Source organism: Novosphingopyxis iocasae, assembly GCF_014334095.1.
GTDB lineage: Bacteria > Pseudomonadota > Alphaproteobacteria > Sphingomonadales > Sphingomonadaceae > Novosphingopyxis > Novosphingopyxis iocasae.
Genome location: NZ_CP060495.1, coordinates 1,588,512 through 1,608,289, shown reverse-complemented (window position 1 = coordinate 1,608,289; position 19,778 = coordinate 1,588,512). Strand labels below are relative to the sequence as shown.

At 63.9% G+C, this 19,778-nt stretch carries 17 protein-coding genes and 2 tRNA genes; 11 read left to right on the top strand and 8 right to left on the bottom strand.

Annotated features, from left to right (window positions below; all coding sequences use genetic code 11):
* From H7X45_RS07695 to H7X45_RS07680, 4 genes are all read left to right on the top strand, one after another.
* Positions 1 to 585, top strand: a complete 585-nt coding sequence (locus H7X45_RS07695) for a Maf family protein (protein WP_187334336.1) — start codon at positions 1 to 3, stop codon at positions 583 to 585.
* Positions 578 to 1,567 (top strand): ribonuclease E/G, encoded by a 990-nt coding sequence (locus H7X45_RS07690; RefSeq protein ID WP_187334335.1) that lies wholly within the window; start codon positions 578 to 580, stop codon positions 1,565 to 1,567. Before H7X45_RS07695 ends, H7X45_RS07690 begins: the two co-directional genes overlap by 8 nt.
* The gene (locus H7X45_RS07685) at positions 1,564 to 1,737 is read left to right on the top strand and encodes a DNA gyrase inhibitor YacG (RefSeq protein WP_187334334.1); all 174 of its coding nucleotides are present in this window, start codon (positions 1,564 to 1,566) and stop codon (positions 1,735 to 1,737) included. Before H7X45_RS07690 ends, H7X45_RS07685 begins: the two co-directional genes overlap by 4 nt.
* Positions 1,738 to 1,826: 89 nt before the next feature.
* Positions 1,827 to 1,902, top strand: a tRNA-Phe gene (locus tag H7X45_RS07680).
* A 136-nt stretch (positions 1,903 to 2,038) separates the two neighbouring features.
* Here the strand turns inward: H7X45_RS07680 and H7X45_RS07675 are convergent.
* Positions 2,039 to 2,112, bottom strand: a tRNA-Cys gene (locus tag H7X45_RS07675).
* A gap of 204 nt (positions 2,113 to 2,316) precedes the next feature.
* Here H7X45_RS07675 and H7X45_RS07670 point away from each other — a divergent pair.
* The 6 genes from H7X45_RS07670 (at position 2,317) to H7X45_RS07645 (ending at position 10,409) form a co-directional block, all read left to right on the top strand.
* The gene (locus H7X45_RS07670) at positions 2,317 to 2,988 is read left to right on the top strand and encodes a protein-L-isoaspartate O-methyltransferase family protein (protein WP_187334333.1); all 672 of its coding nucleotides are present in this window, start codon (positions 2,317 to 2,319) and stop codon (positions 2,986 to 2,988) included.
* Positions 2,989 to 2,990: 2 nt separating this feature from the next.
* The gene (locus H7X45_RS07665; RefSeq protein WP_187334332.1) at positions 2,991 to 4,532 is read left to right on the top strand and encodes a TolC family outer membrane protein; all 1,542 of its coding nucleotides are present in this window, start codon (positions 2,991 to 2,993) and stop codon (positions 4,530 to 4,532) included.
* Between the two features lie 47 nt (positions 4,533 to 4,579).
* Positions 4,580 to 4,999 (top strand): DUF2497 domain-containing protein, encoded by a 420-nt coding sequence (locus H7X45_RS07660; RefSeq protein ID WP_281385125.1) that lies wholly within the window; start codon positions 4,580 to 4,582, stop codon positions 4,997 to 4,999.
* Complete coding sequence (locus H7X45_RS07655) at positions 4,999 to 5,457, top strand: hypothetical protein (protein WP_187334331.1); 459 nt, start codon at positions 4,999 to 5,001, stop codon at positions 5,455 to 5,457. Before H7X45_RS07660 ends, H7X45_RS07655 begins: the two co-directional genes overlap by 1 nt.
* 51 nt (positions 5,458 to 5,508) lie before the next feature.
* Positions 5,509 to 7,572, top strand: coding sequence for a S9 family peptidase (locus H7X45_RS07650; protein WP_187334330.1), 2,064 nt, complete (start codon positions 5,509 to 5,511; stop codon positions 7,570 to 7,572).
* Positions 7,573 to 7,730: 158 nt separating this feature from the next.
* Positions 7,731 to 10,409, top strand: a complete 2,679-nt coding sequence (locus H7X45_RS07645) for a valine--tRNA ligase (RefSeq protein ID WP_187334329.1) — start codon at positions 7,731 to 7,733, stop codon at positions 10,407 to 10,409.
* Between the two features lie 27 nt (positions 10,410 to 10,436).
* Here the strand turns inward: H7X45_RS07645 and H7X45_RS07640 are convergent, their stop codons facing one another.
* The 5 genes from H7X45_RS07640 to H7X45_RS07620 all read right to left on the bottom strand — a co-directional run bounded on the left by H7X45_RS07640 (position 10,437) and on the right by H7X45_RS07620 (position 16,470).
* A complete protein-coding gene (locus H7X45_RS07640; protein WP_187334328.1) occupies positions 10,437 to 12,137 on the bottom strand; it encodes an ATP-binding protein in 1,701 nt (566 codons plus the stop codon).
* Positions 12,138 to 12,248: 111 nt separating this feature from the next.
* Entirely contained in the window at positions 12,249 to 13,016 is a 768-nt protein-coding gene (locus tag H7X45_RS07635; RefSeq protein ID WP_187336894.1) for a TIGR02186 family protein, read from the bottom strand.
* Positions 13,013 to 13,927 carry a sulfite exporter TauE/SafE family protein gene (locus H7X45_RS07630; RefSeq protein ID WP_187336893.1) on the bottom strand — a complete coding sequence of 305 codons (915 nt, stop codon included), beginning with the start codon at positions 13,925 to 13,927 and terminating at the stop codon, positions 13,013 to 13,015. The genes H7X45_RS07635 and H7X45_RS07630 overlap by 4 nt, the downstream gene beginning before the upstream one ends.
* Before the next feature lie 114 nt (positions 13,928 to 14,041).
* Entirely contained in the window at positions 14,042 to 15,088 is a 1,047-nt protein-coding gene (locus tag H7X45_RS07625) for a hypothetical protein (protein WP_187336892.1), read from the bottom strand.
* The gene (locus H7X45_RS07620; RefSeq protein ID WP_187336891.1) at positions 15,085 to 16,470 is read right to left on the bottom strand and encodes a glycosyl transferase family protein; all 1,386 of its coding nucleotides are present in this window, start codon (positions 16,468 to 16,470) and stop codon (positions 15,085 to 15,087) included. Before H7X45_RS07620 ends, H7X45_RS07625 begins: the two co-directional genes overlap by 4 nt.
* Before the next feature lie 117 nt (positions 16,471 to 16,587).
* Here H7X45_RS07620 and nhaA point away from each other — a divergent pair, with 117 nt between their 5' ends.
* A complete protein-coding gene (gene nhaA / locus H7X45_RS07615; RefSeq protein WP_187336890.1) occupies positions 16,588 to 17,913 on the top strand; it encodes a Na+/H+ antiporter NhaA in 1,326 nt (441 codons plus the stop codon).
* Between the two features lie 49 nt (positions 17,914 to 17,962).
* Here nhaA and H7X45_RS07610 read toward each other — a convergent pair whose 3' ends face one another.
* Together H7X45_RS07610 and H7X45_RS07605 are read right to left on the bottom strand one after the other, a co-directional pair.
* Positions 17,963 to 18,709: an energy transducer TonB gene (locus H7X45_RS07610; RefSeq protein ID WP_187336889.1), complete on the bottom strand. Its 747-nt coding sequence runs from the start codon at positions 18,707 to 18,709 to the stop codon at positions 17,963 to 17,965.
* A 294-nt stretch (positions 18,710 to 19,003) separates the two neighbouring features.
* The gene (locus tag H7X45_RS07605) at positions 19,004 to 19,774 is read right to left on the bottom strand and encodes a HesA/MoeB/ThiF family protein (protein ID WP_187336888.1); all 771 of its coding nucleotides are present in this window, start codon (positions 19,772 to 19,774) and stop codon (positions 19,004 to 19,006) included.
* Positions 19,775 to 19,778 lie beyond the last annotated feature (4 nt).

Genomic DNA, 19,778 nt, shown 5'->3' with positions numbered 1-19,778 from the left:
GTGGGTGAAACAGCGCCCACGCTGATCCTCGCCAGCTCCAGCCCGCGCCGCCGCGAATTGCTGGGGCGTCTGGGCGTGACGCCGGACAGGATCGCCTCCCCCGATATCGATGAGACGCCGCTGAAGGGCGAGCTGCCGCGCGTCTATGCGCTGCGCATGGCCGAGGAAAAGGCCCGCGCCGTCGCGCGCTCCGATGGCGAGATGGTGCTGGCCGGCGATACCGCCGTGGCGCCCGGACGGCGCATTCTGCAGCAGGCCGAAGATGAGGCGATGAACCGGCGCTTCCTGGAGCTGCTCTCGGGCCGCCGCCACCGCGTCTACAGCGCGGTCAGCGTGATCGCGCCAGACGGCACGCAGCGCACCAAGGTTTCGGAAAATATCGTCAAGTTCAAACCGCTCCATGCCGACGAAATCGCCGCTTATGTGGAAAGCGGGGAGGGGATCGGGAAGGCCGGCGGCTATGCCATCCAGGGCCGCGCCGAATCGTTGATAACATGGATGTCGGGCAGCCACTCGGCGATCATGGGCCTGCCGCTTTATGAGACCCGGTTGCTGCTGAAGCAGGGAGGATATCCCCTTGGCTGAGTGGCTTTATGAAGACGGGATCGGCGAAGCGCGCGCTCTGATGCTGGAAGGGGGCCGTCCGGTCGAGATGCGGATCGAACGCCCAAGCCCCGCGCGGGCCGGTGCGGTGCGCGATCATGCCAAGCTGGTGAAGAAACTGGGCGCACGCGGTCTTGTCGAAATGGAATGCGGCCAGCAGATGCTGCTCGCCCCGCTGCCTAAAGGCGCAAGCGAGGGGCAGCAGCTGCGGGTCGAGGTGACGCGCGAATTGATGCGTGAACGGGGAAGGCTGAAGCTCGGTCTCGTACGCCCGACCGAAGAGCCGCGTCGCGACGGCCCGACATTGCGTGAACGCATCATGGGCGATCATGCAGTGCGCGTCGTGCGCGCTGCGGGGGCCGAGACGCTGGACGATCATGGCTGGCACGATCTGTTCGAGCAGGCCCGCCAGGGACTAGTTCCTTTTGCCGGCGGATCGCTTCGAATCGAGAGCACCTCCGCCTTCATCGCGATCGATATCGATGGCGATCTCTCCCCGCGTGAACTTGCCTTTGCCGCAGCGCCTGAGGTGGCCCGCGCGATTCGCCTGTTCGATCTGCAGGGCAGCATCGCGGTTGATTTTCCGACGCTCCCGGCCAAGGCGGACCGTGCCCGCATCGTCGAGCTGTTTGACGAGGCCGCCGCGTTCGACTGCGAACGGACGGCGGTGAACGGCTTCGGCCTGCTCCAGATCGTACGCCGCCGGGTGCGCCCTTCCGTGGTCGAGGAGCTTCAGGGCAATGACGTCGCTTCCGCAGCGCTGGCGCTGCTGCGCATCGGTGAGCGATCCGGTGGACGCGGGCAATTGATGTTGTCGGCCGCTCCCGCGGTCATTGATCGGCTCGAGCGTCGTTTCCATCTGGTGGAGGAACTGGCTCAGCGCATCGGCCGTCCGGTGGTGATGGAAAGCGATCCCGCCCGCGGACTGTGGCAAGGCGAGGCGGTGAACGAGGTGGAAACATGAGCGAACCCAAATGTCCCAATTGCGGCAAGCCGGTTGACCCGGATCACGCGCCTTTCTGCGGGCGCGGCTGTAAGGATCGCGATCTTCTGAACTGGCTTGGCGACGGCTATCGCATCCCGGGCCCCGCCGTTCCGCCGGAAAGCCTGCGCGCAGGAGAAGAAGAGGTTTAATCGGGGCTGGACAAGCCCCGGTACCCACGCCTATAGGCCCATCTCCCGCTCGCCGGCCGGCCCCGCGCCCGCCGAGTTCGAACGGATATGCCCGGGTAGCTCAGTTGGTAGAGCATACGACTGAAAATCGTAGTGTCGGTGGTTCGATCCCGCCCCCGGGCACCATAATTCTCCAATAAATCAACAGGTCCGCGTCCGCAGCGAGATTCGCGCAGCGCGCGGACGCACATGCGTTTCAGCCGCCTCTTCGAAGCAGCCGGTCTATTCGGAATGTCTGGGAAGTCGGCGCAGCGCCGGAAAGTGGAGGCCCGAGCCGGAATCGAACCGGCGTGCAAGGATTTGCAGTCCTCTGCGTAACCACTCCGCCATCGGGCCCCGGAGCTTGCGAGCGCCCGCCATTGTGGAAATGGCGCATGCTTGTCAAGCGCTGCTGCGGCACGCGATGGCTTCCGCGGCGTTTGCCCCCGCGCGGCGTACGTTCGTCCAAAAGCGGCTTGGCGCTGCCCGGACCCCTCGTTATGACAAAACAGGGATTAGCTGTATTGCAATACTAACACAGCTGTTGTAGGGCTTCGGATCATGACCAACGATAAGAGTTTTCAGGCGATGCGCGACGCGATGGTGGATAGCCAGCTGCGCCCCTCAGGTGTCAACGACCGCGATGTGATCCGTGCGATGGCCAGCGTGCCGCGCGAGGAGTTCGTTCCGGAGGTGCGGGCCTCGGTGGCTTATGCGGATCGCTCCGTGCCGCTGGGCAATGATCGTTATCTGGCACCGCCCGTCGCGCTTGGCCGCATGCTGGTGGTCGCCGAACCGCAGCGTAGCGACATCGCACTGATCGTAGGGGCGGGCACGGGCTATTCCGCCGCGGTTCTGGCGCGGCTGGCGGGCCCCGTTACCGCGCTGGAATCGGACGCAGAGCTGGCCGCTATTGCGCGCCCACGCCTGGAGGGCGGAAATTTCGATGATGCGAGCCTGATCCAGCTGGTCGAGGGCGACCTGACTGAGGGACATCCTGACGGCGCACCTTATGATCTCATCCTCATAGACGGCGCGGTCGAGACCGTGCCCGATGCGATTGCCGATCAGCTGGCCGAAGGCGGGCGGCTGGTCTGCGGCATCGCCGACAAGGGCCTGACGCGCCTCGCCATCGCGCGCAAGCGTGGCGGCGTGGTAAGTCCGGTGCCGTTCGAGGATAGCGAAGTGCCGGTGCTGCCCGGTTTCGAGCGCGCGAAAGCGTTCCGGTTCTAATCATGCGCAAGCGCAGCCGACTGCTCCTCGCCGCTTCCGCCGCGACGCTGCTTGCTGCGCCTGCAGCGGCCGACACGCTGCGCGAGGCGCTGGCCCAGGCCTATCTGAACAATCCGACGATCACCGGGCAGCGCGCCCAGCTGCGCGCGACCGACGAGACCGTGCCGATCACGAAGGCGGATGGCCGCCCGCAGCTCGGCGGGCAGGGCACCTATCAGGAGAGCGTCGACAATTCGAACCCGTTCTCCAACCGACAGGCGGTGGCGGCGATCGATCTGAGCGTACCGGTCTATTCCGGCGGCGCGGTGAAATATGGCGTGAAGGCTGCGGACAAGCGCGTGGAGGCGGGACGCGCCACACTGCGCGGGACCGAGAGCAGCATCTTCAGCCAGACCGTCGCGGCCTATATGAACGTGATTCGCGACGAGGCGATCGTGCGGCTCAACCGCGCCAATGTCGGCGTGCTGACGGTGAACCGGGAGGCGACAGGCGATCGGTTCCAGATCGGCGATCTCACCCGAACCGACGTGGCGCAGGCCGAAGCGCGTCTTGCCATCGCGACGAGCGATCTGGAGACCGCGCGGTCGAACCTGATCCAGTCCAAGGAAAATTACGTCCAGCTGGTGGGCGAGGCGCCCGATGCTTTGGAGCCGCCGCCGCCGCTGCCGAACCTGCCGGAAACGGCCAGCGCCGCCGTAGAAATTGCGCTCGATTCCAATCCGGATCTGATTGCCGCCCATGAACGGCGCAAGGCCGCTGCTTATGATGTGCGCGTGGCGCAAGCCGGGCGGTTGCCGAGGGTTTCCGCGTTTACGCAAGGCTCCTACGCCAATTTCCTGGGATCGGTGATCACGCCCGATTTCACTCCGATCGGCCCGCAAAATCCGGGCCAGCCGAATATTACGATCCCGGCCATCCCCAACTCGCAGCAGAATCTCGCCGTCGGCGTGCGCGCCAACCTTCCGCTTTATCAGGGTGGGCGCGTGCCCGCGCAGGTGCGCCGCGCGCAGGCGCTGCTGGGACAGGCCGAAGAGCAGGAGATCGAGGTCGAGCGATCGGTGATCGCGCAGGTCCGTGCTTCCTATGCCAGCTGGCGCGCCTCGCAGGAGGTCATTCAGGCTAGCCAGATCGCGGTCGAATCGAACCAGCTCGCGCTGGAAGGCGTGCGGGCCGAAAACAGCGTGGGAAACCGCACCATCCTCGACATTCTGAATGCCGAGCAGGAGCTTCTGAACGCGCAGGTTCAGCTCGTCGCGGCGCGGCGCAACGCCTATGTCGCTGGCTTTTCGTTGCTGGCGGCAATGGGGCGCGCGGAGGCGGCGGATCTCGGCCTCGACGGCGGCATCTTCTACGATCCGCTCGATTATTATGAGGATGTGCGCGGGCGGCGCAGTGACTGGACGTCGCGCCCCGATCCGGTGCCGTCTGCCACGCGCACCGTTGACACCGAGCCCCAGGCGGCTCCAATAGAACCGCTTCCGGAAACGATCGGGCCGGAAGCAGCCGCGCGCAACCTGTATGGGCCGCGCCAGCCGATCGATTGAGGGCCGATGGTCTCCGGGGGCGGGGCCTGGTTGACAGGGGATAAGGCGTGAGCGAGCACGAACCTTCGATGGAAGAAATTCTCTCCTCGATCAAACGCATCATCGCCGAAGATAATCGCCGCGAAAGCGCCGCGCGCTCATCGTCCGCGGCGCCAACGTCCAACGACTCGGTGCTTGAGCTGACCGAAGGCGACAGCGTCGAGGATTTCGATCGCGACGAAGCGGGCGACGACGATCTGCTCGACACAGCCAATGCGGAAGCGCTCAGCGCGTCTCTCAGCGCGCTGGCTACCTTGGCGGAACCCAGCGCGAAGCCGAAAATCGTGCGCTCGGGCGAAACGTCCATTGAGCAGCTGCTGCGCGAAATGCTGCGGCCCATGCTGAAAGAATGGCTCAACCAGAACCTGCCGCCGCTGGTCGAATCCATGGTGCGCAAGGAAATCCAGCGGATCACCCGTAAAGGCTGATGACCCTGGTCGCCGTCCTTTTCGGCGTATTCCTCATCCTCAAGGCTGCGCCCGATACGGCGATGGCGCGCTTTCTAAATCGCTGGTTGGTGCGCCAGCCCGCCGATGCGCTCAACCGCGTCTCTCGAGGCCAAGTGCTTGTAACATTGGCATTGGTAATCGTGGCAGGGCTGCTCATCTACGCCGAGTCGGGTGAGGGGCTGCGGCTGTTGGGGCTGGCAACGCCCGAATTGATGGGCTGGATCGCCGCCTTCGATATCGCCACCACCGCCGATCTGGCGATGGCTGGCTTCCTCGCATTTTCGGCGCGGTCGCGCGGCATGATGCGCGCATGGATCGGTGCGATCCGTCCGGCGCGGCGCGCAAAGCCACGAGCGAAGCGCAGGCAGTTGCGCACGCCGCCGAAACATGCCGCAAATGACGATGAGGACCGAAGACTGGCGACGCTTGCCGCCTGACCGTTCGAACCGGCTTGCCCGCCTGCCTGGCCCGGCTTAGCGTGGGCCCCCATGAAAACGCTTCTTCTGTCCGCCGCTGCCGCCGCGATCGCGATCGCCGCCGCACCGTCCCCCGCCGCCGCCCGGTCGATGACCGCAATCGACCTTAACGAAATGAAACGCCTCGGCGCGCCTGCGGTCAATCCGGACGGTACGGTGGCGGTGTATCAGGTGACGAGCACCGACATCTCGGAAAATAGCCGCTCGACGCAGCTCTACATGCTCGATCTGACCCGCCCGGAATCGCAGCCGGTGCTGATCGCGGACATGGACGGCGCTTCGGAAAGCGCGCCTGCCTTTGCGCCGGACGGATCGCTCTGGTTCATCAGCGACAAATCGGGCAGCGACCAGCTCTGGCGCGTGGCCATGCCGGGCGGCACGCCTGTGCAGGCGAGCGACTTCTCGGTCGGCGTTGCCGGGTTCAAGCTAGCGCCAACCGGAAACCGTGTAGCGGTTTGGAGCGCGATCCCGCGCGATTGCGCCGAATTCGGTTGCCCCGCACCCACCGCGTCTCCCGAGGAAGCCAAGGCGACGGGCCGCGAATATGACGAATATTTCGTGCGGCACTGGACCAGCTGGCGCGAGCCCGGCGTCTACAACCGCATCTTCGCCTTCGACGTGGCGAATGGGAAGGTCTCCGGCCTCGGCACCCCGCTGGACGGAAGCATCACCGGCAATGCGCCGACCGATCCCTTCGGCGGCGGCGAGGAGCTGAACTGGAGCACGGACGGCAACACGCTGTACTATACGCTGCGCGAGGCGAACGCGATGGAGCCGCGCTCCACCGATCTCGATATTTATTCCGCCGCGGCGGACGGCAGCCGGGTGGACAACCTCACCGATGCCAATCAGGCCACCGACACCATGCCCACGCCTTCGCCGGACGGGCGCTATCTGGCCTATGCCGCGATGGCGCGACCGGGCTATGAGAGCGACCGGCTGGTGCTGATGCTGCGCGATCTGGCGAGCGGCGAAACGCAGGCACTGACGCAGGGGTGGGACCGCTCGGTCGGCTCCATCGCCTGGGCGCCGGACAGCAGCCACCTGATCGTCACCGCGGGCGACACCCTGGACCATCCGGCTTACATGATCGCGTTGGACGGCACGGTCAGCCGCCTTACGCAGCGCGGCAATGTGGGCGATGTGATCCCCATGGCGGACGGATCGATGCTCTACACCAAAAACTCGATTCAGGCGCCGAACGACCTGTATCGTATGCTGCCCGGCGGCAACGAACGGCAGCTGACGGCGGTGAACGCCGATCTGTTCGCCGAGATCGACCCGGTTGTGGTCGAGCGGTTCAGCTTCAAGGGCGCGAACGGCGACACGGTGTGGGGCCAGGTGGTGAAGCCCGAAGGCGCGCCCAAGGGCACGCCGACGGCGTTTCTGGTGCATGGCGGGCCGCAGGGCAGCTTCGGCGACAGCTGGAGCTTCCGCTGGAACCCGAAGATCTTCGCCAGCCACGGCATGAGCGTGGTGACGATCGATTTCCACGGCAGCACCGGATACGGCCAGGCCTTCACCGATTCGATCAACAAGGATTGGGGCGGCAAACCGCTGACGGACCTGAAACTCGGCCTAGCCGCCGCGGCGAAATTCGACGGCGCGGTGACGCCGGACAATGCCTGCGCGCTGGGCGCCAGCTATGGCGGCTATATGATGAACTGGATTGAGGGCAATTGGCCCGATCAGTTCAAATGCATCGTCAACCATGCCGGTATTTTCGATACGCGCGCCTTCTATTATTCCACCGAGGAACTGTGGTTCCCCGAATGGGATTTCGGCGGGCCTTATTACGCGCAGCGCGAGCTGTATGAGAAATGGAACCCGGTGAACTTCGTCACCAACTGGAAGACGCCCGTCCTGTTCACCCATGGCGAGAAGGACTTCCGCATCCCCTACACCCAGTCGCTGATGGGCTTCACCGCCGCGCAGCGCCAGGGCATCCCGTCCAGCCTGCTGGTGTTTCCGGAGGAAAGCCACTGGATCAACAAACCGCAGAACTCCATCCAATGGCACCGCGACGTGTTCGACTGGCTGGACAAGTGGACGGGGCGGGGGACGCCTGCGCAGTAAGAATTCGTTATTGCGGACGGAGTGCAGCAATCCAGGGGTGCACACAGCGCTGTAACCGCCCTGGATTGCCGCGTCGCCTGCGGTTCCACGCAAAGACGACGATCTTCGACGGCTAATCACCGTTGCGATGGCGCGGGCGCGCTGCCATTGCTGCGGGCATGACCGACCAGACCCTGCCCAAAACCTTCGATCCCGCCGAGCTGGAAACGCGCTGGTACGCGCATTGGGAAAAGAACGGCCTGTTCCGCCCGCAGCGTGGCGACGCCGAGCCGTTCACCATCGTCAACCCGCCGCCGAACGTTACCGGCGTGCTGCACATCGGCCATGCGCTCGATAACACACTGCAGGACATCATGGTCCGCTATGAGCGGCTGCGCGGCAAGGACGCTTTGTGGGTGGTCGGCACCGATCATGCCGGCATCGCCACGCAGATGGTGGTCGAGCGCAATATGGCCGCGCAAGGGGAGAAGCGCACCGATTTGAGCCGCGAGGATTTCCTCGCGCGCGTCTGGGCATGGAAGGACGATAGCGGCGGCCAGATTACCCGACAGCTGCGTCGCCTGGGCTGCTCGATGGACTGGAGCCGTGAGCAGTTCACGATGGACCCGCATTTTTCCAAGGCGGTGACCCATGTGTTTGTGGAGCTGCACAAGCGCGGGCTGATCTACCGGGACAAGCGGCTGGTGAACTGGGATCCGGCGCTGAAAACCGCGATCAGCGACCTGGAGGTCGAGCAGCGCGAGGTGCAGGGCAAGTTCTGGCATTTCCGCTATCCGCTGGCGGACGGCGCGAAAACGGCCGCCGGCGCGGACCATATCGTGGTGGCGACGACGCGGCCCGAAACCATGCTGGCCGATATGGCGGTGGCGGTGCACCCCGAGGACGAACGCTATGCCTCGCTGGTGGCCGCAGGGGCCGAGGTCGAGCTACCGATCACCGGGCGTCGTGTGCGGATCGTGCCGGACGAACATGCGGATCCGGAGCTGGGATCGGGCGCGGTGAAGATCACGCCGGGGCACGATTTCAACGATTTCGAGGTGGGTCGGCGCGCCGGTATAGCGGCGGGCGACATGCTCAACATGCTGGATGCCGAAGCGCGCGTGGTTCAGGTGAGCGACGGCAAGATTCCCGATGATTATCTCGGCATGGATCGGTTCGACGCGCGCAAGAAAGTCGTCGCGGCGATGGACGAACTCGGCCTGCTCGGCGAGGTCGAGGACCGCGTGATCCAGACGCCCTTCGGCGATCGCGGCGGCGTCGTGATTGAGCCGTGGTTGACCGATCAATGGTATGTCGATGCCGAAAAGCTCGCCGCCCCCGCGATGGACGCGGTCCGCTCCGGCGCGGTGGAAATCGTGCCCAAGAGCTGGGAGAAGACCTACTTCAACTGGATGGAGAACATCCAGCCCTGGTGCGTCAGCCGTCAGCTCTGGTGGGGGCACCGGATTCCGGCTTGGTTCGATGCCGACGGCAACGTCTTTGTCGCGGAGACTGAGGAAGAAGCGCGGGCGCAGGCGGGCGAAGGGGCCGAACTCACGCGCGACGAGGACGTGCTCGACACCTGGTTCAGCTCGGCCCTCTGGCCGTTCGCGACGCTGGGTTGGCCCGAGGATGGCGCGCCGCTCGTCCAGAAACATTATCCCAACGACCTGCTCATCTCCGGCTTCGACATCCTGTTTTTCTGGGATGCGCGGATGTTGATGCAGGGCATCGAGTTCATGGGCACGCCGCCTTGGAAGCGGCTCTATCTGCACGGGCTGGTGCGCGCCGCAGACGGTTCGAAAATGTCCAAGTCCAAGGGCAATACGGTCGATCCACTGGGCTTGATCGATCAATATGGTGCGGATGCGCTGCGCTTCTTCATGGCGGCGATGGAGAGCCAGGGCCGCGACATCAAGATGGATGAGGGCCGCGTCGAGGGTTACCGCAACTTCGCGACCAAACTGTGGAACGCAGCGCGGTTCGCGCAGGCGAACGGCATCGGTGCGAGCGACAGCGTGGCGGCGCCCGAGGCAAAGCTGGCGGTCAATCGCTGGATCATCGGCGAGGTGGCGGAGACGGTGGCAAAGCTGGACCGTGCGCTTGCCGACTTGCGCTTCGATGCGGCGGCGGATGCGATCTATCACTTCGTGTGGGATCGTTATTGCGACTGGTATCTGGAGCTGATCAAGCCGGTGCTGGCCGGCAATGCGGGCGGTGCTGACGAAACCCGCCGCGTCGCCGGTTGGGCGTTCGATCAGATCCTGGTCATGCTGCACCCGTTCATGCCGTTCGTCACCGAGGAGCTGTGGCACGCCATGGGGGACCGGGGCGATCATCCGCTGATCACCGCGCGCTGGTGCGATCCGAAGGCGAGCGTGGATGCAGAGGCCAAGCGCGAGGTCGAATGGCTGATCGCGCTCGTGCGCGAACTGCGCGGTGCGAAGTCCGAACTCGGCATCCCGCCCGGCACGCGCATGACGGCTTATGCCGCGGAAGCGGACGAGCGTGTGCGCGCGCTGGTGGAGCGGCAGCAGCCGACGATCGACCGGCTTGCGCGGCTCGATGCGGTGCGCTTCGAGGCGCCGCCGGAGGGCGCGGCGGTGCAGATCCTGGTGGACGGCACCACCTTTGCGCTGCCGCTGGAAGGCGTGATCGATCTGGATGCGGAGCGCGCGCGTCTGGCCAAGGCGCGCGATGCGGCGATCAAGGAACGCGATTCCCTCGCCAAGCGGCTGGACAATCCGCAGTTCGTCGAGAAGGCGAAGCCGGAAGCAGTGGAAAAGGCCCGCGCGGACCATGCCGAAAAGGCGGGCGAGGCGGAGCGGCTGGAAGCGGCGCTGGCAAGGCTGAGTTGACCAACCCGGCCTAGCGGAGGATCGGCCTTAGCGGCCTTGGCTGCGCCAGCGTTTGACGATGCGCGGCATCATCTCTTCCTCGCCGCCGGACTGCTGCCAGAGAGCCGAGAAGATCGGATCTTCGGAGGCGGGGCGCTTTTCCTCCGCGAGCGTGTCGAGCGAGACGCGGATCGGAATCGCGACGCCTTCGCCGCAGACGATGCACTCACGGTTGCGCAGCGCCGGGATCGAATCGAGGAACCCGCGCGATCCTTCGGGCATGGCCGCGCGCACGAAGGCCTGATCGCGATCATTGTTGAGGCGCATCGAAATGATGGTGCCGCACTGGGAAAGTACGCCTTCGGACAGATCCGACGGCCGCTGCGTGATCAGCCCCAAGGATACGCCATATTTACGGCCTTCCTTGGCGATCCGGCTCAGCACATCCCGCACGGCGCTATGTTCCATCTTGCTGTCGGACGGGATGTAGCGATGCGCTTCCTCACACATCAGCAGGATCGGGCGTTGCGGCTCGTTGCGCGACCAGATGGCGTAATCGAACACCAGGCGGCTAAGCACGGCGACCACCGTTGAGGTGATATCGGAGGGCACGCCGGACACGTCGATGATGGAGATGGGCCTGCCTTCGCTCGGCAGGCGGAAGATCTTGGCGATGAACTGCGCCATCGTGTCGCCGACGAGCATGCCGGAAAACATGAAGTTGTAGCGCGGATCGTTCTTCATCTCCTCGATCTTGGACTTCAACCGCATATAGGGCGCGCTGGAGGTCGCTTTGTCGAGCTTGCCCATCTCGTTCTGCAGAATATTGATCAGATCGGACACGAGGTAGGGTACGGGGCTGTCGACCGTCAGCTTGCCGATGGTCTCGGCAATACGGTTCTTCGCGCGCGCCTGGATGAGGCAGCGGGCAAGAATATCCATATCTGTCTGCCGCTCATTGCCGCGTGTGGTGACGAACACCTCGCAATGCTCTTCGAAGTTCATCAGCCAATAGGGCATGGCGAGATTGTTCACGTCGAAGATCTTGCCATTACCCTTGAAGGCGGCCGAATATTCGCCGTGGGGATCGACCATGACGATATGGCCCTGAGGCGCCAGATCGCAGATGCGGTGAAGGATCAGTGCGGCGGCGGTCGATTTGCCGGTACCGGTGGAGCCGAGCAGCGCAAAATGCTTGCCCAGCATGGCGTCGACATACAGCGCGCCGCGGATATTGCTGGTGGGGAAGACGGTGCCGATCTCGATATGCGCGCGCGTATCGGCGGCATAGACCTGCTTCATATCGCCGGAGGTGACAGCAAATACCTCGCTTCCGGGCACGGGATAGCGGGTGACGCCGCGGCGAAACTTGTAGATGCGGCCTGTGAGCTTTTCCTCTTCGCCCTCACCGAGAAAATCGACCTTGGCGATGATCGCGCCGTCGCTTTCATGATCGAGCTTTTGCGTACGGATGCTGGCCAGCAGCCAACTATCGCCCACGCGAACCTTCACCTGGCTGCCGACCTGGCCGGCCATCGCGATGCTGCTATCGCTGTTTCTGGCAAGTTTCTTCAGCATATCGCCATCCAGCAGGATCGATGAACCCGATCCGGCGATTTCGATGACGTAGCCGATATGGACATCGGTTATCGGCCGCGCGCCTTGCGGTTTCTTGGTAGAGGCGGGCGCATCGGGGTGGAGCACTGGCCCACGGACCGGCTCAGCATTCTCGAAATTGCGACCGCTCATGTCCATCCTGCACATCCTGAATACCCAGATATGCGGCACGCTATATTGTGTTAGCGTAAATAAAGGCTTTAGCGCCCTTGGGACGCGCCAGCACAGCCCCGCTTGGCGGCGTCAGCGGCGGTGGAAGAGGGCACCCGCCGCCCAGCCAAGGCCGAGCGAGATCAACACCGCGACCAGCCCGTAGGCAAAGCCGTAACGGGCCGCCACGATCGAAACGAACTGTTCGAACCCGCGCTTGCCCACCACCACTTCGGTTTCCGCCACCGACACCACCTTTCCGTTCCGGATCAGGTAGGTGCTGGCATCATAGGTGCCCACCGGCACACTGGCCGGAATTTCTATGCGCGCCTGATAAAGCAGCTTGCGCGTGATTTGGACGCTTCCGGAGGATTGCGAATAGCTTCCGTCCTCCACATTGGTGGCGATCAGGCCGTCGCGGAAACGCAATTGCTCGCGCGTATCGCCCACTTGGATCGGCGATAGCTGGAGATGCTTCAGCCCGATTTCGTATACATAAGCCTCCCGCTCATCGATGATATCGGCGATCGGGCGGCTGGAGGCGACGGCGTAGAAGCTGGGTGCGGTGCGATAGCTGTTCGATTCCGCATTTACCCAGATGAGGCCTCCCAGCTTCGCTTTCTCGCGCACGGTGATGGGTTTGCGCGGCCCCTCGATTACCACGGCGATGTCGATCTGTCCTTCCGGAATACGGCCGCCGGGATAGGCGATGGCGCCGAACAACAGCAGCTCGGCGCCGGTAAAGCCCGATTGCAGATCGATCCGGTGCTGGCTGACGTCGGGTACCAGAAGGGGCGCGTTCTGCGCCGCGGCGGGCGCTGCCGCCAATAGAGCGAGCGCGAGGAACAGTAGGCGCTTCATAGCGGCACCACCGTGAAAATCTCTGACGGACGCCAGGTGAGGCCAATCGCCATGCGGATCGCCACCAGCAGCACGATGCAGGACAAGGCGAGGCGCAGATATTCGGGCGGCAACTTCTGCGCGAACCGCGCGCCGATCTGCGCGCCCGTAACGCTGCCGATCAGAAGCAGGATTGCCAGCACGATGTCCACCGCATGGGTGGTGAGACTGTGCATCATCGTAGAGGTCATGGTGACGAACAGGATCTGGAACAGCGAGGTGCCCACCACCACACGCGCTCCCATCCCCAGAATATAGAGCATAGCGGGCACCATGATGAATCCGCCGCCCACGCCTAGCAGCATGGTAAGGATGCCGGTCGCAAAGCCCAGTAGCAGCGGCGCGATCGGCGATATGTAGAGGCCCGAGCGATAGAAGCGCCAGCGCCAGGGCAGGTTCGCCACCAGCGGGTGGTGACGCCGTTTGCGCGCGGGCAGGGGCTTGCCGCCGCGAAGGGCGCGCACGCTGCGAAAGCTTTCCACCGCCATCGATCCGCCGATACTGCCCAGCATCACGACATAGACGATGTTGATCACCGTATCGATCTGCCCCAGCCGAGTGAGCAGCGCGAACAGCCATGCGCCCGCGCCCGTGCCGAAGATACCGCCGCAGACCAGCACAGCGCCCATGCGGAAATCCACGCCCCCCCGCTTCAGATGCGCGAACACGCCGGAGACGCTGGCCCCGGTCACCTGCGTAGAGGCGGACGCGGCGGCGACGGTGGGCGGAATGCCGTAGAAGATGAGGAGCGGCGTGGTCAGAAACCCACCGCCCACGCCGAACATACCCGACAAAAAGCCGACCAGTCCGCCCAGCAGGATGATCACCAGTCCGTTCACGGACAGGTTCGCGATCGGCAGGTAGATGTCCAAGGGGGCCGTCCTTCCAAGGACCGACTAGCCGTGTTTTGCGGCGCGATAAAGCGGGGAAGATGCTTAGGGGATCGCGTTGAACGGGAAGTGCCGCGAGGGCAGGGGACCGTTCTCCTAAAACCCCGCCGATAGCGTCAGCGTGGGGCCGTTGGCCGGTTCGGCGTTGCCCGCGATGCGCAGGCGGTAGTCGGCGGCGATGGTGATGCGGGTGTCGCCCAGCGGTGCGCTGGCGGACAGGCGAGGGCCGATGTCGAGGCGCCGGGTTTTATCGGTGCCGCCGGCCCAGCTTCCGGCGCCCGCTTCCAGCGCGAGGCCGCCGATATCCGCGATCGGGCGTGTGGCAGTAAGTTGGGCGTCCGCGAAGACGTGCGTACCCGCTTCGGCTCGTGCCCCGTCCTGCCGGTAAAAGCCTGCCTGACCAAAAGCGGCGAGGGTGAAGCCTCCGGGGAGCGCGGCCTGCGTGCTGCCCGCGGTATAAGCAATCGCGGTGCCTGTCCCGTCGGCGCGTCGGCGATATTCGGCTGCGACCGAGAGGTTTTGCCGCGGCGACCAGCGCAGGCCGGCGCCCGCCTCTAGCGAGCGGGGATCGTCTGGGGCGTAGTTCAGCCGCGCCAGCGCATCGATTTGCCCGGCGCGGGTCTGCACAAGGCGGCGATAGGCAATCGCGCCGATCTGCGAGCCGCCATAGCGGGTTTGGGCCAGATCGGCTGGGCTTCTGGCAAAGCGCAAAAAGGCGTAGGAATAGACCGACCAGTCATCCGTTTTCCGAGCCTCTCCAATGATGACCGGCAGCGGCGGCGGCGCGACGTTGCTGGGCTCTAACGGCAAGGCAGGGCGCTCTCCAGACGATACCGCGGTGCCGGAAAGAAGTGGCATTCGATCCGCTTCTCTGGGTGAGAAAGCACGAAACAGCGCGGCGGGTGCTGGCTTCGGGTTTAAACGGTCTGCAGCAGGTAGGGTATGCTGCCACGGGACGGTGATGATCGCCATCGCGGGAACAGCGCGATAAGCTTTCGGCTGCGGTGTCGCCGTCACTTCGAGAAGCTCCGTCGCCGCGACCGGCGCATCGCCCGGCCCCCAGAGCAGATAGATCCGCGCGCCGATCCACAGGGTCATGAGCAGGAATAGAAAGCGCAGCGCACGTCCGCGCTGCATTCTCATCGCACGTCCTGGGGATCAGGGGGGAAATGGTGCGTGGTCTTATCCCAGCGCAGCACGCCGCCGAAGCAATAAGAAATGTAGTTTTGCAGTGCCTTGGTTGCCGCGACGATCGCGATCAGATTGCCCATCAGCAGGCGTGGACCGCACCATAAGGCGGCGCGGAGGCCATAAACTCTCGCCACCATGATCGATCGGACCAGCAGCCGCCAGAGAAGCGCCGAAAAGGTGATGCCGGTTAGAACCAAAAGCTGGTCGCTCACCCCGATCGAAGGCTGGTTCGGTACGATCAGTCTCGTCAGCAGAAGTATCAGCGTGAGAAGGCCCGCTACATAGGCTGCCAGCAGCAAATAGGCGGCGAATATCGCGCGCCGATCACGGATGCGCATCCAGAGCTCCGAAGGATGGGCGCTCCAGCCCAGCCTGTCCCAACCGGCGAGCGCAATACCAGTGAGCCAGCGAGCCTTTTGCCGTGCGCTGGCGCGGAAATTGTCGGGGAAGCAGGAGCGGGTGCAGATCAGGCTGCCGTCGCGGCCCCGAATATGGGCGATGGTCTGCCGGCCACCCAAAGCGCGGACCTTGAGGCCAAGCTCATAGTCCTCGGTCAGACTCTCCGCGCAGAAAGGATCGCCGCCTTCCCGCATGGCGATTGTCTCCAGCATGCTGCGCGAGAAGGCGCAGCCGACCCCGGCAGCGGGAAGCCCTGCGCCCAGCCAGCTGCGCACCACAAGGACCTTGTCATGGGCCTCCACGAACTCATCGCAATAATGGCCGCTGACGAGCGGGGAACCGGGAACCGCTATCGCGCGGACCGGAAGCTGGACGAGGTCGAACCGCTCGATCAGAGTATCATAGAGCGCAATCTCATCCGGATGGACCAGATCCTCGGCGTCATGGAGCGCAACGGCCTTGGCAGTCTCGCCCGCGATCCGCTCCCGCCGGAGCAGCTCTTTCCAAAGGCTGTTCAGGCAATCGGCCTTCGTGGTGGGGCCGAGGCGGGCGTTGACGACGCCGACAATGCGCGGGTTTGATCGGCCAGCTGCGTCGACAGCGGCCAGCGTGGCGAAATCATTCGGGTAGCAGCCCACCAGCAGGAGGTAGTTCGCACCTGCCCAACGCTCGCTACAACGCGCGAGCATTTGTGCTGCGACGGCTCCCTCGTCCCACATCGGAATGAAGATGGCGATCAGCCCCGGATCGCGCGGCGGCTCCAGCTGGTGAAGATGCTGCGCCGGCTTCGTGCCGCGACACGCAAACCATGCGCGCCGCGTGAGCCACAGCACATCGATCGCCAGATCGTCGGCCGCGCCGACCAGAAACCAAATGCCGCAGAACAGCAGCAATTCGTGCTGCGCGGCCTCGGCCCAGAAGAGCCATTCCCCCATTTCGATTCCCCCCGGAATGGACAGAAAATTCACGCCGTTTCGGAGGGAATGTCAATCGGGTTAACGCTCGTGGCCCGGAAATCTGGACATCGTTTCGCCAGCGATTAAGGAGAGGGAATGGAAGATGGCCCCGACAAGATCACCACACCCGAACTCCAACAAGCCGAAGTGGTGCCGGATAAGGTAATTTCGGCGCTGCGCCAGTTTCTGCGCAGCGAGGCATCGGGCGGTGTGCTGCTGATGCTGGCGGCTGCGCTGGCGATGCTGATCGCCAATATCGGGCTCTACCGCGATTATCACGAGATCCTGCACGGTACGCTGCCCTGGACGCCGATCCAGAAGCTCGACACGCTGCATCTTTGGATCAACGACGGCCTGATGGCGATCTTCTTCTGCTATGTGGGGCTGGAGATCAAACGCGAGTTCGTCGACGGGCGCCTGTCCACCTGGGAGAAGCGGCGTCTGCCCGTGATCGCAGCCTTTGCGGGCATGGTGGCACCGGCGGTGATCTATCTCGTCATTGCGACCGGCAATCCGGAGATAGTCAATGGCTGGGCCATTCCCGCGGCCACCGATATTGCCTTCGCCATCGGTGTCCTTGCTCTTCTGGGTAAGCGCGCGCCGACATCGTTGAAGCTGTTCCTGCTCACCGTTGCGATTGTCGACGATATGGGCGCGGTTGCGATCATTGCCATCGCTTATACCGCCAATCTGAAGACCATCTTCCTGTTCTTCGCCGCTGCCACGATGGCGGTGATGTATTTCATCAACCGGATGAAGGTGCACGTTCTGTGGCCGTACATTATCCTGGGCGTGGTCCTGTGGTTTTTCGTGCTGCTGTCGGGTGTCCATGCGACCATCGCCGGTGTTCTTGCAGCGCTGATGATCCCGATCATCGTCACGCCCGGCGCGCCCGATTCAGAGGTTAGCCCGGTTCACCGGCTGGAACATTATCTCTCACCGTGGAGCGCCTATGTCATCATCCCGATCTTCGGTTTTGCCAATGCGGGCGTGGAACTTGGCGGCCTGACTTTGAAGGAAATCTTCGCGCCGCTGCCGCTCGGCATCGCCGCGGGGCTGTTCTTCGGCAAGCAACTGGGCATTTTTGCCTCGATATGGCTGTCGGTGAAGGTTGGCTTGGCGCACAAGCTGCGCGGGGCAACCTGGCCGCAGATCTACGGCGTTTCGATGCTCTGCGGTATCGGCTTCACGATGAGCCTGTTCATCAGCGAACTGGCGTTCGCGGGCAGCTCGTTGCTGCGCGAAGAAGCGAAGGTGGGCATCCTGATGGGCTCGATCCTGTCTGCCCTGGTAGGCTATGCGATCCTGCGCTTCACCCCACTGCATGAGAAGCATGACGAGATCGAGGCGCAGGAAGCGGCGGAGCAGGACGCGGATGGCGACGTAGCCGACACCAGTGAACCCGCTCCCGCGCGCGCGTGACCCGATCGGCCGGGCTGCGGTTGTCCCGCAGTCCGGCTGGCTCCCGCCGTCAGTTCGATTTTAGCTCGGCATTTCGAAACGGACGGTGCTGATAAAGTAGCCCGCCATGGCATTGCCGTCTGCGTCTAGCGCGGGTTCGAAGCGAGCGCGCTTGGTAATGCCGGAACAAACGGCTTCCTTGAATCCGTCGCCTGCGGTTGCCCCCTTGGATATGGCAATCGCTTACCCGCCCTTCTGCGTCGACCGACAGCCGGAAGTGGATGACTGCTTGTTGGCCGCTGCGCAACGCCTCGCTTGGATAGTCTTTTGAGACCACCCATTTGCCGGGACTGTTCACTGGCTTTGGATTTCGGATCCGGGCTTTATAACGATCGACGTCGACGCCCCAATGATGGACGAGTTCGTCCATACATTTGTTGAAAGCCGCAAACGGCTTGTCCAGCGGCCCAGTTTCCATCCGGATCGGCTTGATGAAAGATGCATCGACCTCGATCCATTGCATTGAGGCAAAGCGCGCAGCATTGCTGGCTTCGTCCTCTACAGAAGGTATGCCTTCGTCTTGAGCCGCTTCGCGGCGTTTTTCTTCCTCTTCGCTCAGCTTCCAGGGCGCGAAGGTGCCGAGGACCAGCATCATCGGTCGATCGCCAAGCTCACCGCGCACAAAATCGCGCTCCAGGGTTTCTTCCTGCGGGCCGAAGGTAATGTCCGCCTCGCTGCGGTCTTGGATAGGGCGCAGCGGCTTTCCGCTCAGCAACATTTCGGCCTCCACACCCGGATCGTAGCGGGTGAGAACCATCAGAACCTCGTCGTCGCCCTCGCCATATTGGCGGGCGAGGCGGCAGCTGTCGGGGGAATAATCGAGGTGCCACTTCGAAGACGGCTTGAGAACCAGGGGGTCAGCCTTGGCAAGCGCCGGTGTTCCTGAAAAACCTGCCGCGACGGTGGCAAGGCCCGCAGCCGTAAGCCAGCATCGGTTCTGAAATAGTCCCATGAAATCGCCCCCCTGATGATTGCTTCAGGATAGCCGGAGAAAGGCGGCGTGCAAGCCTATGCAGGGGGCGATGCGGCTATTGAAGCGCCCGCCTGCGTCTCAGTTGTTGGTTCCGCAAGCCTGGCAGTTCGGGTCCTTCGGCAAACGCATGGTGTACATCGAGGGCTTGAGGCCATCGATTACGTGCAGCTTGCCGCGCGCATCCTCCCCGAACCCGGCGACGGCGCGGATCGCTTCCATCGCGCCCATGCCGCCGACCATGCCGCACATCGCGCCGAGAACGCCTTGGTCCGCGCAAGTATCGCAATCGTCCGCGTCATGCGCATCGCCCACAAAGCAGCGATAACAGGGCGCCTCCGCTTCATGGCCGTAGAAGCTGCCGACCTGGCCCTGAAACATGCCGATTGCGGCGGACACCAGCGGGATGCGCGCGGCCACACAGGCGTCGGAAACCACCAGGCGCGTGGCGAAATTGTCGGTGCCGTCGAGCACGATGTCGGGCGCGGCTTCGGCGAGCAGGGTGGCGGCGTTTTCGGTGGTGATGGCTTCGGTAATGGCCGTAACGGAAACGTCCGGGTTGAGCTGGCGAACAGCGTCTGCGGCGCGCCCTGCTTTTGGCGCATCGACGTCTTGCTCGCCATAAAGGGGCTGGCGCTGGAGGTTGGAGAGGGAGACCGTATCCGGATCGACGATGGTCAGCCTGCCGATGCCTGCCGCCGCCAGATACTGGATCGCCGGACAGCCGATACCGCCCGCGCCGACGATCAGAATATGTGTGCCGAGCAGCTTCTTCTGCCCGGAACCGCCGATCTCGCGCAGCACGATGTGGCGGGCGTAGCGGTCCAGCTGGTTGTCGGTGAGGGTGATCATGCTG